The sequence below is a fragment of the Sphingomonas yabuuchiae genome (assembly GCF_001477495.1).
GTDB lineage: Bacteria > Pseudomonadota > Alphaproteobacteria > Sphingomonadales > Sphingomonadaceae > Sphingomonas > Sphingomonas yabuuchiae_A.
The window spans coordinates 52,997-66,048 of the sequence record NZ_LDTF01000009.1 but is presented as its reverse complement, the minus strand read 5'-3'; the positions used below and the strand labels follow the sequence as shown (position 1 = coordinate 66,048).

Annotated in this window: 12 protein-coding genes; all 12 read left to right on the top strand. The window is 58.8% G+C overall.

Annotation, left to right across the window (positions count from 1 at the left end; all coding sequences use genetic code 11):
* The first annotated feature begins 77 nt into the window (after positions 1–77).
* The gene (locus tag NS355_RS03415; protein ID WP_058744396.1) at positions 78–1,265 is read left to right on the top strand and encodes a HEPN-associated N-terminal domain-containing protein; all 1,188 of its coding nucleotides are present in this window, start codon (positions 78–80) and stop codon (positions 1,263–1,265) included.
* A 193-nt stretch (positions 1,266–1,458) separates the two neighbouring features.
* Positions 1,459–1,929, top strand: a complete 471-nt coding sequence (locus NS355_RS18545; protein ID WP_153008020.1) for a hypothetical protein — start codon at positions 1,459–1,461, stop codon at positions 1,927–1,929.
* 86 nt (positions 1,930–2,015) lie between these two features.
* Positions 2,016–3,437: a HEPN domain-containing protein gene (locus NS355_RS03410; protein WP_058744395.1), complete on the top strand. Its 1,422-nt coding sequence runs from the start codon at positions 2,016–2,018 to the stop codon at positions 3,435–3,437.
* 598 nt (positions 3,438–4,035) lie between these two features.
* Positions 4,036–5,052 carry an SIR2 family protein gene (locus NS355_RS03405; RefSeq protein WP_058744394.1) on the top strand — a complete coding sequence of 339 codons (1,017 nt, stop codon included), beginning with the start codon at positions 4,036–4,038 and terminating at the stop codon, positions 5,050–5,052.
* Positions 5,053–5,202: 150 nt separating this feature from the next.
* Positions 5,203–5,466: a hypothetical protein gene (locus NS355_RS18540; RefSeq protein WP_153008018.1), complete on the top strand. Its 264-nt coding sequence runs from the start codon at positions 5,203–5,205 to the stop codon at positions 5,464–5,466.
* Positions 5,467–5,552: 86 nt separating this feature from the next.
* Positions 5,553–6,404, top strand: a complete 852-nt coding sequence (locus NS355_RS03395; RefSeq protein ID WP_153008017.1) for a GIY-YIG nuclease family protein — start codon at positions 5,553–5,555, stop codon at positions 6,402–6,404.
* 465 nt (positions 6,405–6,869) lie between these two features.
* The gene (locus NS355_RS03390) at positions 6,870–7,790 is read left to right on the top strand and encodes a hypothetical protein (RefSeq protein WP_153008016.1); all 921 of its coding nucleotides are present in this window, start codon (positions 6,870–6,872) and stop codon (positions 7,788–7,790) included.
* Positions 7,791–8,214: 424 nt separating this feature from the next.
* Positions 8,215–10,881 carry an SMEK domain-containing protein gene (locus tag NS355_RS03385; protein WP_058744390.1) on the top strand — a complete coding sequence of 889 codons (2,667 nt, stop codon included), beginning with the start codon at positions 8,215–8,217 and terminating at the stop codon, positions 10,879–10,881.
* The gene (locus NS355_RS03380; protein WP_058744389.1) at positions 10,878–11,243 is read left to right on the top strand and encodes a hypothetical protein; all 366 of its coding nucleotides are present in this window, start codon (positions 10,878–10,880) and stop codon (positions 11,241–11,243) included. Before NS355_RS03385 ends, NS355_RS03380 begins: the two co-directional genes overlap by 4 nt.
* A gap of 1 nt (position 11,244) precedes the next feature.
* Positions 11,245–11,631, top strand: coding sequence for a hypothetical protein (locus NS355_RS03375; RefSeq protein WP_058744388.1), 387 nt, complete (start codon positions 11,245–11,247; stop codon positions 11,629–11,631).
* Positions 11,615–12,670 (top strand): radical SAM/SPASM domain-containing protein, encoded by a 1,056-nt coding sequence (locus tag NS355_RS03370; RefSeq protein WP_058744387.1) that lies wholly within the window; start codon positions 11,615–11,617, stop codon positions 12,668–12,670. The genes NS355_RS03375 and NS355_RS03370 overlap by 17 nt, the downstream gene beginning before the upstream one ends.
* 50 nt (positions 12,671–12,720) lie before the next feature.
* Positions 12,721–12,909, top strand: a complete 189-nt coding sequence (locus NS355_RS03365) for a hypothetical protein (protein WP_058744386.1) — start codon at positions 12,721–12,723, stop codon at positions 12,907–12,909.
* Positions 12,910–13,052: the final 143 nt, after the last annotated feature.

The window sequence follows — 13,052 nt, the reverse complement described above, 5'->3', positions numbered from 1 at the left end:
GTTCGAAGCTCAACTTGGCGATGACTTCGGTCCGTTGCTCACCTATCTAGCTGTCAGACGCACAGCGGGGAGACGTGATGGGCATCGTCAAAGCCTGGATGATGGAGATGCAAGAGCGCGGTTACAGCGAGTCCGACGACTATGTGTGCGCCGCCTGCGTCACGGATCCTTTTCTCGCTGAGTGGATCGCTGGGCATGCTGAGGCGAATGCCTGCAGCTTTTGTGAGGCCGTGTCCGACCAGCCCATTGCCGCTCCCTTCGAGGACTTTACCGGCGTCGTCCTCGGCGGGCTCGGCTTCGATTGGAATGAGCCGACCCAAGAAGGGATCACGTATATCACGCGTGAGGGCGGTTGGCAGGCGTCGCTCTCGACGACTGCCGATGTGCTCTACGATGCCGGATTTTCTGAGAATGACGATATGATCGCGGCGCTCGACGACATGATCGACTGCGAAGCCTGGGTTGAACGCGAATTTTATCGCGGTACCGACAGTCAGCGACTCAGTTGGGGCTGGGACAGTTTCAAAACCTTCACCAAGAACCATACACGCTATTTCTTTCTCCAGGCGCCGGGCGATGGTTATGACGAACTGACGCCAGCCGAAGTGTTGGCAACTGTTTCCGACATGATCAGGACGAAACTCGCCGATGAGGGGCTGATCAAAACGATAGGCAGGAACACTGACCTGATCCGCATTCGCGTGGACGATCAGCCGCAGACGACAGCGTCGGCGATTGGAACGCCAAAGCCTGAACATGCACGTCAGTCGAACCGGATGAGCCCTGCTGGTATTCCGATGTTTTACGGCGCGTTCGACCTAGACACGGCGCATGCTGAAACCTTCGATCCGGCCACGCATGCTGGGAAGGCACTGTCGGTAGGAACCTTCCGATCCCTGCGTGACCTCACATTGCTCGACTTGGCCGAGCTGCCGCCAGTGCCGAGCGTCTTTGATCTTGATCGGCAGCCGCTAATTCATTCTCTACGGTTCCTTCACGCCTTCGCCGCCGACATCTCACAACCGATCGCGCGAGATGGCCGCGAGCACATCGAATATGTCCCCACCCAGATCGTCACCGAGTATTTTCGCCGGCTCTTCCGATCGGCGGATGGTCGTAGTCTCGATGGCATCATCTACCGGAGCGCCAAGCATGCCGGGGCCAATGCTTTCGTTCTCTTTTGCGAAAACGAGCAATGCATCGACGTCGACGCCCCGGAGGACGAGGCATCGCTGCTGCGTCTAGCGTCTGTCTCTTACCAATAGGCGGGCCTCATCCATGCCGTGTGGCCGCAGGCCAACGAAGGCCGAATTTCTGCTCGCGCATCCACTCTGCTGCTTTTGTGGGGGGCGACGGCCCGCGGTCGAGCGTGATCATGCCCCGGCGCGGATCGTGTTTCGTGGCAAGCATTGTCCAGACGATTTCGAGTTTCCGGCCTGCGCCGAATGCAACCGCGCCATGGCGCTGAGCGAGCAGGTGACCGCCTTCTACATCCGCAGCATCGACCAGACATATGACCAGCTCGATGCCGAGGAGTATGGCAAACCGATTCGCGGCATCGTCAACAATGCTCCGGAAGCTTTGCCTTATCACGACCGCAGTCGGCCGCCCGCCCGCAGCGCTCAGCGGCGACAGTTTTCAACTATCGTTTGCCCAAACGCCGCACGTCGCCGACCGGCCAATATCGGTCGCTTGCCTGACCGGAGCGACAGAGTCGCAGAAACGAGCGGCATTCGGGCCGGAAGCTGCCGTTCAAGGCCCCTTCGGGGAAAGACGCATTTTGGTCGCCTGCTGCCGGATGCGGAACGCCGCGTCGTGGGACTTATCCGTCATTCCGCCCGTTTCGCCAGATGTCAGCTTCCGACACGAGCCGACATTCGTACTTGCGTCCACCTTGGCTCATTGAACGAGCAAGACTGGCCGTTTTGAGGCCGGCAGGTATCGGGAGACAACTTACACGCCGCAGCGCCAAGCATCTGCTAGTGTAGGCGCATGATGACGCGACAGACACTCCCATGCCCGTGATCGCGATGCTAGAAATCGAGTCCGGCTCGCCGGATCTCTGGCCCGCGGAGTTTGCCGACTCGCTCGGCTACGCAAGCTGCGCCCGGGTTCGCGAGACTCTGTGCCTTGCTGCGATCGATCACGGCGCTGCGGATATCCGCGAAAGCCTCACGACCTATACAAAGCGATCCGCGGTCGGGGCGGCCGAGATTTGGACTGCGTTTCCCGAATATAGATGGGAATATTTTGTCAAGATCGAGCGCATGACGCCCGGCGGCCCCGCGCGCGGCGAAATCCGGCTGGGCGATGTCGTGAACGGCGACCGCCTGACCGAGATGACGCTCACGCTCTATGATCAGCCAGGGGTCGGTGGCCCACCGCCAAATCCCACGGCACGCGAGACGATCAGCGTTTCCAAGACGGATCTGGGTGCGTTCGCGTTCCTCTTGGACACGGGCATCCCGCAACCTGTGACACCATCCCAAATCGAAAGTGTTAAGGGCAAGGAACTATATTTTTGCCGCATCTTTTCGATTGTGGGTCTGCCCGACCCCGAGATCGTTCCGGGACTCCGCTTCCTAACGATGCGGGAATTCCTCGCGACCGACTGTCTACAGCTAATCGCCACCCATCACGCGCGGCAGGCAGCGAACGTCGAACGGTTCAGCAGCGCGGGCACCAAGATTCCGTCGTTCCAGATCACGCTGCCGCCGGACGCCAGCGGCATTTTCCTGGCCGATCTGTCAATAATGAGCAAATCCTACGCTGATGCGCTTGTCAGCCGCCTGCTCGCCGCGGTCGCGCTTACCTCCGGCGTGTCGGGCCAGATCACCCTACAAATGAATATAGAGGATGATCGTTATTCGTCCCACGCGCGTTCAGAACAATGGGGCCGCCCTTATCAAACCGGCGCCGGCGTCTGGCAGAATGTCGCCTGGGCTGACAACCCCGTCCTACGGACTCTCATCACGCTCATCGCCCGATCGACGGAGAGCAAGTTCGTCGCCGGCAAGGAGGATTACCGGCTGCTTGCCATCGATACGGTGGAGGACAGTCGCCGACCCGGGGTCGCCGTGCTGCAACTCGCCCAGCTCTGGATGGCGATAGAGCGGCTGCTGTCTTTCAAGAACGAAACCACCGTTCAACTTGCGCTCGCTTTGTCCGCGCTGTCCCCCGCTGCTGAAAGGGTCGCGGCTTTCGATGCGCTCAAGAAATCCTATAATCTGCGCTCGCAGATCGTTCACGGTTATGCCTTCAGGCGCGATGACAGCATCAACGCCGAGCTCCAACAACATGCGCAAACTTTCCGCGAATTGCTGGCGCTCGCGCTCGACCCCATGATGACCAACGGCGACAGCTTGCGTGCCGCGATGGTCGCGCACGTCCTATCGGGCGAAGCCTCACCGATGACGGCCAAACCAGCCCTACCTTAATTATCAGCATCAACGCGGCGCCTCCAATCAGCGCGCCACTTCAGCAGCACCGTCTCCGCCGCGACGCTGCTATCCCGTTGTAGGCGGACGGTCGCGATCTTGGCCGCGAGGCGATGCGTCAAAGCGGTTCGCTCAGCCCGACGGCGACATCGGCGGCGGATCGTCTTTATCGCCTCCGATTAGGCGTTTATCTCACCGTCCGGTCATCGCAGTGGCAACGGGCCGGCGCGGATGGAGGCTCTGGGGCAAGCGGCTGGCTACAGCGGTACGTGCTTGCGTATGACTGGCGACCACAGCGGCCTTGCTATCCTGCCCGCCAATCTTTGCGCTGCGACACTCGAATAGCTAATCTCCTGAGATGGCCCGAAATCCAAAGAGCAAGCCCTCCATCGCGGGGACGGACGCAACTCTAAGACAGAAGGGCGCTCGTAAGGGTTCAGAGAGAGCATCGGAGCCGGTTCTGGAGTTCAGGCGGCTCGTCGAACTTTTTAGATATCCGCGGGGCTCGACCAAGCCTACTGCCCTCACAAATTTCACTTTCCTCGCTGGTGCAGGCTTTTCCAAATCTTGGGACCCTGCTGCGCCGATCGGATCTGAGTTGTTCACCTTCGATACCGACCTGCTTGATGATGTCATTGATCCCAACGTCCTGACCCGCGCCTTCGGCGTAAGCACGGACGAGTTGAAGCCCGACGATATCCGGCAAATCACCTATCAGCTCGACATGTACGAGCGATACCCCGACATCCGCTCCCGTTACATCGACGATCAGAACACCGCCATGATCCGCGCGGCTTTGCGGGCAGCGGTAGTCGATAGATATGCGAGCTTCAGCGGCCTGAATTATTTTGACCCGAGCCTGTCCAAGTTTCCGCTTGCGGCGACGAGGGATCAGGGCGCGATTCTAGCGATGTTCGCGCACTTGCACCGTTGCATAGACGGATCCCAATTTTTCGCCGAAGGGATTCGGACCAATTTTGTCACGACCAACTATGATTATGTGATCGAAACGATCCTCGACAATCTGATCGCGCCCGACGATTCCCTCTTTCTCTACACGTATCGCGGCTTCACACCGCTTAGCATTTCGGGATACGGCAATCCCAAGCCGACCCAGGAGCATTGGATCGGCTCTCACCTCATCAAGCTCAACGGTGGCTTCGAGATTTTGCCCCAAAACAAGGGTTACGCGCTGGACTACGCACATCGGACAAAGGCTGAAATTCGCGCTGAGCCACCTGTTCTGATGCTGCCGTCGCGCGAGCAGGACTATAGCGACCCTTACTTCACCGCGATATTTCCGAAGGCCGTGAGGTTGATGCGTGACACACAGATTCTCGTACTTGTAGGCTACAGCCTGCCAGAGGACGACGCTTTGATGCGGTTTGTCATCCGCCAATTTGCCGAAGAGCCGGAAGATGGACGCGCGAAGGTCATATTCTATATCGACCCGAAGCTGGGCGCAGTGAAGATGCGAAAGAAACTGGCTGAGGTGTTCCCCTCGATGTCTATCTACCGTGTTCCCAAGGTCGTGACATTCGAAGGCAGCTTGGTAGAGTTCGCGCGCCAATATGTGTCACTGATTGACAAATCGGACCGCGGCATTTTGGATTGAGGATCAGCGGAACTGCGTACGCGAGATGGCCAAATGCACCAACTCGCTTCGTTCCCAGCGCGATCAAGAATGCAGCGATTGAGATCGCAATGAGGCAATCGGGCATTTGAATGAGGCATCCAGATTGTGGGCGTTTGAAGAGCAGACCGGTTGGCACGCTTGCTCCCGATTGGGGTCATGGCGGCGGGTGTTCGGGTATTAGGGAATATTCAATGCGGTGTCGGATATGCTCGACACGCTGATCGGTATGAAGAAACCCACGACATAGGGGTCGGCGTCCTGACCGCGCGCAAGCTTGATCCACTCTGCTTCCCACTCGTGTGCCCACAAAATATTCATCAGGAAAATATCCTGGCCGAGCGCAATCGCCTTTGTCGGGTGCTTCTTAAAAGCGTAATTATCGAATACAATTGACACCTACTTCGCGCAGGCGAATTCTAGCGGCCACGCTGCCTGCGCATCACACTGTCTAGTAGCGAGCTTCGTCGATGGCAGTCTTCATGACCAAGACGTGGGGCTTCGGCTCACCTTCGGGACCGCTGCAGTTCAGTACGAACGGCTGGCGCACAAACGCGCGCGGCGTGCTGCAGCCTGGCGATCTGGTGGTGATCGTCGGCACCAAAGGCGACGAGACCGAGATCGATGAACGAGGACGCATTCTCGGCTTGATGGAGCCGACGCGACACATCGTCTCATCGTTAGATTATGATCTGGCCCGCGGACCGCAGGACTATGACGCAGCGGGAAATTATAAATGGCCCTTCGGGCTCGAGTTGATGCGTGCTTGGCGGTTCGACGGTTCGCGGCCCTTGCTCACAGAAGTCACTCAACGACATTTTCACATGGACTCAGCGCAGGGCATTGTCCCCCTCGAACCAGCGGAAGCGCGCGCGATCCTCGCTCTGCCGCGAAGCGAGGTCGGCCTGCTCAGTTCCATTGCCGCCCGTGCAAGAGTGGAAGGCGCGAATGCTGCTCGGCGCAAGGCCGCTCCGCCTCCGACCACGGAAAGGCGCGGCGTGATGCATATGCGGCGCGCGCCTGCGTTCACCTATGCGATGATCATCGAAGGTTCAAAGGCCGGTGCCTTCAAGATCGGTTGGGCGTTCGATTGGGAGCAGCGCGAGCGCCACTTCAATCATTCTTCGATGCCGACGCTCGGTGGGCTGCGGTACAAAACGCGCTTCCATCAATTGTTTGCAACCGCACGCGACGCTTTCCGAATGGAACAGGCCTTGTTGCGCCACTTCGACGGGCGACGTCACCGCGACAATGTGGAGATCGTGTCGCCGCTGACCGTCAACGAACTAGATCGAGCTTGGATAGATTACCTAGTCGCTTTGAGGCGCGCATAGCTGGGATAGCAATGCACCAAAAACCCGATAAGTGCATCTAGCTGACCGACTGGGTTGCGCGGCCGGAATGGCGGGTGCCAACAAGAGCCGCCGCTCACATCAACGACGCTGAATGTCTTGAGCTGGTCGGAAGCTGTCGCTGTAGAGACGACCCATACTCGGACATTCAAACGGCCATTCCCGCTTCCCAGCTCCGGACATTTGTTCATCGCTTCGCGACCGACCTGCTGGGTCGCGGGAATGGAGAAAATTGGGACTTTCCCGCCATTCCCTTGGCGACAGCGAACGACCGCTTACGATAGGAGCGGACCTCCAAAGTGCTAGCTCTTGCCACGGCTTAAAATAGGCAGACGCTGTCATTTGCTGACTGCGGGTCTAGCGGCATGCTTGTAAGATTGCAGACGGACGCTGTCTTCGCCATTCTGCTCATGTCGGGGTGCATAGCGGTTGGAGATCGAGCGGCTCATGATGATATCCTACGATCCGGGCAGTGTTGTGCTTGAACGAATGTGGCAGCGTGGCGTGCTAGGTCAAACGCGGCTGCTGGTTCTTTTTCTCGGAAGCGAGTATGATCGAGACTTCCTTGTCGAGGTCATCCGGTATGGGCACGATCTTGATAATCTTCTTCACGGGAAGTTTTGCATAGGTCTCTTGTTTATGCCGCCGCCGCCGGAGCGGCGGGAGCAGCTTCGTGCCGTTGAAAGGTTCAAACGCTTCCACGAACTGCCGTGGCGCGACGATCCCGAGTTGACCGAGCAGTTGGTTCGACGGATGTCAGCCGAGAGCTACAATCTGGCGCGCTTACTGAGTATCCCCCTTCAGGATCTGCCGGGCATCGCCTTTCTGTCAGCATCAGAACCCGACGCCGTAGCATTCATCCCTCTCGCACATTCTCCACTCACGCAGATTTACCCGGACTTGAGGCGCGTGATGAGCAAGTGGTACGAGGATAATAGGCAAACGTTCGAGCGGTATAAAGCGGACCTTCAGTTCGCTCAGAACGAGCAGGTCGCGAGCTTCGCTCGGCAAGTGCAGATAGAGATAGGTCGAAGCGGCAAGGCTGCTCACCTCGTTAAGAAGCTTCCACATGCGATTGGACGTGCAGAGGAGGACCCGTCGAACATCAGAAATCTGATGGTTCGACACGGCTTGAGCGTTGAACTAAGTGGCGTGTCCCTCGATGGTCATGCAATTGAGAAACGTATTATCGAGTTAAAGTCAAGAACTTCTTCGACCGCCAGCCCCCTGCCAGACTTCGATCTTGATCGGGTTCGTCGAGTTAGCAGGAAAATTCAGCTTGAGCACGCGGTTTCGGTCGGCGCCGAACGAGGCAAGGGGATCCTCGAATGGATCAAGCTGTTGAGAGAGACTCTTTCACCGCTTTAACCCGTGATCAACCCTGAGCGGGCTGATCCCAACCGATGCCGCTACTGTCAAATGCAGACGTTCAACTCTCGACATTTGAATGCCTTCAATTGGTCGCTTGCAGACTGACCGCACATAAAACGGAAAGCCGACAAGCGGACCTTCGTCCGGCCATCGTCTGATCGTATGAATTCCGAGCCGACCTCTTCGACGCCGTGTGTGCAAGGCCGCCTCCCGACAATCGCCCTCCAGCGGCGCGGCGCCAGCCGCTCCGAAAACGACGCAGCCTAGGATTCGTTCGCCTGCTTGCGCCGCACCGCAACGTTCTCGATAGTTAGGCGCGTAGGGGAGAATTAATGTCACATTCCGACCGGCACACCGAGCAGCGTCAGGGCGGCTCAGACGGCAACCTGAAGGATCGGCGCTCGCGGCAGCTGGTGGTCCGATGAACCGAGACGATCACCTCAACAACATCGCTAAATATGTCGGGCGCCTCGAGCACGAGATCAGGGCGCTCAACGCGGTCGGACGCTTCGACATCAACTCGGTTGCCGAGGATTTCCTCATACCGGTCATAAAACTGGTGTTCGATTGTCCCGACTTGCAGAACCTGAACAACGTCCGAGCCAACTTCCCGGCCGTGGACTTGGGGTGCACGACGAACAGGATCGCGTTCCAGGTGACCACCGACGGATCGAGCGGTAAGGTCGAAAAGACACTCGAGAAGTTTCACCAGCATCGCCTGGATAACACGTTCGATCACCTCTACGTCGTCGCGTTGACCGAGAAGCAGTCGTCGTACACGGCGAAGCGACTCGAGTTGGCGATCGGCGCGCTTGCCATCCCGTTCGACCCGGCCCAGCACATCGTCGATTGGCGCGATATCCTGGCGCGCATCCGGCACCTCGAGACGAGCAAGCTAGAGGCCATCGATCAGTATCTCGCCGCGAGCTGGGCTAAGCGCGACAGCAATGCAAATTTCCGTGATCAACTCGACAAGTTTCTCGCCTTTTCGACCGAGAAGATTGAGGTAGAAAAGACGTCGCGAAAATACATACCGGCGATCTTCGTGGAGACATACTCCACCAAAGAAGAAATGAGGCTTTTCGCCAATCCGTTGTTCTTCTATCGCAAGATCCAGGATAAGCTCCGCCGTTTCTCCTACGATCGTCTCAATGCCAGCTTGAGAATAGCAGCCCAGCCCGAACTGGTGTCGGACGTCGACGCAAGCCTGCTCAGCGCCGCGCCGGCGAGCTTCGCCGAGCTCAGCGCATGGCTCGACCGGGCGAGCGATTCGATCGACGTCGAGCTCGCCAAGGTCCGCCCTCTGTCGTGGTATCGTGGCGAAGGTGAGGCGCCCTACAAGCCAGCGGACCCAGACTCGGCGGGCTGGATGATCGCACGGCTCCAGCTGGAGGGGGCTGCCAGCGGGCTGACATCGCGTTTGAACGAAGCGCGCGTGCTGATCGACCTCATTCGCAACAAGATCTTCCTCGTCACCAGCATGGCCGGTCAAGGCAAGACCAACTTCGTGTGCGACCTGGTCGAGAATCAGTTTCGGCTCTTCGCGATTCCTTGCCTGTTCATACCGGCGCGCCAGCTGAACGGCTTCGCGCCGGGCAATCGGCTGTTCGACTATATAGCTCACAACCGCTATGCGCCAGACGGCACCAAGCTACACGATTATCTGACGCTGTTCGACCAAGTCGCACACGACGTGCAAAAGCCTTTCGTGATCCTGATTGACGGTATCAACGAGGTAACCAACCTCACCTCCTTCAACGAAGAGCTGAAGGCCTTCTGCGGTGCGGTTTGCCAATATGATTGGATCAAGCTCGTTATCACCTGCCGCAGCGAATTCTTCGACGAGCGCTTCGCGACGATGCTCAACGAACCGTTCGCGGCCCATATCCACCGCGTGAACGACTTGCGGTCGAAAATGACCGAACTCAGTAAGGCGCGGCTGTTGAAGGCCTATCTTGCGCATTTCAGCATCAAAGGGTCGCTGCAGGGGCAAGCCAAGGCGTTCCTCGAGAACGATCTCTTGCTGCTGCGAATCTTCTGCGAACGCTATGAGGGCAGCGATATCGGGTATGTGACCGACATTTACAAAGGCGACCTCTTTGCCGACTATCTGCGCAAGAAGATCGACTCCTTTCCGCAGCAGCACCAAGCTAAGGCCTTGCCCACCTTGTTCAAAATCGTAGCGGCGATGCTCGCCGCGGACGATTTTTCTAAGCTGTCGGTGCGCGATTTTACGCTTGAGGAACACGAGATCGTCCGGCGCTTCGTCGAGGACGACGTCATCCTCCGCCGGGAAGTCGAAAGCGACGGCCTCGCCGCAGCCGGCGACCTCGCCATCTCCTTCACTTATGACGAGCTCAGGGACTTCGTAATAGCCTATCGAATGGTCGATCGAGCTGCTGCCGACCAGGCCCAGGCGCTGACCGAAATACTGGCCCGCTTGTCCAGCCGCCCGGTCTACGAAGGCGTCTACCGCTATGCCTATTTGCTCGCGCGCAGGGCGAACAACCCAGCCGCCATAGCGGCCTGCGAAAACGCGACGAACTTCACCGAGCATTTCAGCCTCAACGTCCACCTTCTGCCCCCCGCGGTGCAGACGAGCGAAGACGTCGCGCGCGTCAAGGCCATCCTGGCGGACGCCGGCGCGACCCGGCGCCGCCGCCGCATTGCGCTGTTTCTGCTGTACCGGCGCGACGCAGCCGAGTTATTGAACATCTCGATCCTCATCGATCATTTGAACGGCCTTGACGAGGAGGAGCACGCCACGTTCATCCGTGCGATCTTCGGCGGCCATCGCGATTACGACCCCCAAGCCTGGCGGCAAAGTATCGACGAGCTGGTGACGGACGTCGGGAAAGACGAAGGCGGCCGAGGATTGGTGCGATACGCCCCCCATTGGCTTGCGTTCTTCCTACATGCCGCCGCACATGCTGGCTGGCTCGAACGCGAGCGCGTCTCCACTTTGTTCCAGGAAGCAGGGGACGCCGCCAATTGCGTCGAGGCCTTGGCGCTCGTCCGGCCGGCCAAAACCGCGGCGGTGCAAACGCTATTGGCGGACATCGCAGAACCCGCCGGAGTCCCAGCATGACCGAAAAGGATTTGGTCTTGCCGTTGCGCCGGATTCCGCCGCTCGGCGAGTTTCTCGATGCCTTGCAGATCAAGCCGGCGGGGCTCGCAGCGCAACTGTTCACGGGAGTCTACAACCAGCTCTTCGTTTGGTCGACCGACCTGCGTGCGCAATACGATCAATATTATTGCGTGGAGTATCCGACGCTCGCGGCCTATCTCGAAATCGCCCATGAGATCTATCTCGAACCGACTGAGCTCGAAAAGACGCATATCCTCAAGATTAAGGCACCCGGAGGCGTCCTCGAAGAAGCCTATGACGACAACGTCCGGGACACGGTCATCGATTGCGTAAGGAAGCTGGAGAGCAGTTATGAAGATTAAGATGGACTTCGTGTCGAATAGCTCGTCGACCTCCTTCGTCTATATCGCCCGTGAAATGTTGTCGCGAGACGATTTCCTGACGGCGGCCGGCGTCGGTCCCGACAGCCCGGTTGCGCCGCTGTTCAACGGCATGTTCGACGAGCTCAAGACTCAAATCGACCGCGGCACCGTGCTCACGCGGGTCGAGGAAGTCGATGGTCTCGAGGACCGGCAACATTATACGCCGGACGTGCTCGATCGCATGAAGAAGGGCATAGAAGACGGCCAGACGGTCACGATCGGCCATTTCAGCAGCGAGAACAATTTGGCCGAGATGACGCTGTGCACCGAGATTTTCGAAATTGAGTCCGAAAGGTTCTTCATCAATGCCTATGACAACTATTGGTGAGGCGCGCTTGCGCGTCAATCGCTACAAAGATCTCGGCTATGCTACCTTCTTCAACGCGCGCACCGGCTTCTTCGCGCGCGTCCCCGAACCAGGCCAGCGGGAACCATTCTGGTCGCCGCACGGCCCCGAGCTGATGGATATTTCGATCACCAACTGGTGCGATAAGGGCTGCGTGTTCTGCTACAAAAGCTCGACCCGGCATGGGTCGCACATGGCGCTCGCCGATTACAAGCGGGTCATCGACCAGGCGGCCGACATGGGCACCTTCCAAGTCGCGCTTGGCGGCGGCAATCCCAACCAGCATCCCGACTTTGTCGAAATCCTCGACTATACCTGGGCGAAAGGGATCGTCCCCAACTACACGACCAACGGGCGCGGGCTGACCGACGACATATTGGCGGCGACGCGCCGCACCTGCGGCGCGGTGGCGGTCTCCGCCTACCCGCCGTATGTCGAGACCGCCGAGACCATCCGCCTGCTCGCCGACCACGGTATCAAGACCAACGTCCACTTCATCATCGACCGCGACAGCGTCGACACCGCAATCGACTGGCTCAGCGATCCACCTGCCTTTCTCGCGCCGATCAATGCCCTGATTTTTCTCAACTACAAGCCTTCGGGGCGAAAGGTGTTCGAGGAAAAGATGCTTCGGCATAGCGACCGGCTCGATGAATTCTTCGCGCTTGCGACAGCGCCCGACGCGAAGCTCAGGATCGGGTTCGATGCCTGCTGCGTGAGCGGGGTGTTCGCCCGTACCCAGGCCAACGATGCGCTGGTCGATGCCTGCGATGCGGGCCGATTCTCGCTCTACGTGTCCGAAGACATGAGGGTCTATCCCTGCTCGTTCCAAAGCGGGCTGGTCGAGGGCGACACGCTCAGCGACGAGACGTCACTGCTCGATATCTGGCACGGCTCGGAGAATGTCCGCTCGTTCCGGCGCTATTTCGCGTCCGACCGCTGCGGCGACTGTTCCCACCGACCCAGCTGCAAAAACGGCTGTCCGCTGTTCGATGAGCTCGTCGTCTGCGGCAACCGCTAGAGTCTCACAACGGCGTCGTCGCCGACGCGCCGACATACCAAGGAGTGACGATGCCGATCCGCAGCGCTAGTCAGCGTATCGGCAGGACCGGGAAGCGCGGGGTCGAAAGCCTGATCGACGGCCATCCGCGCTGGGTGGCGCGGCGGCAGAACAGCGACTTCGTGATCGATCTCAAAGCCGAGCTCGCCAATCTCGGGCTTGAAGGCCAAGTCCTGCGCCGACAGCTAATCAAGCTGTAGATCAAGCGGGGCATCGCGCTGGCGTTTCCCTACCGGTGAATATCCGCGTCTGAGATGTGATTTCAGTCAGCGAATGACCGAGATCGGGGCGCGTAGCTGCCGTCGGACGGTGAATGAACGAACGGCCGGATACACATTCTCGT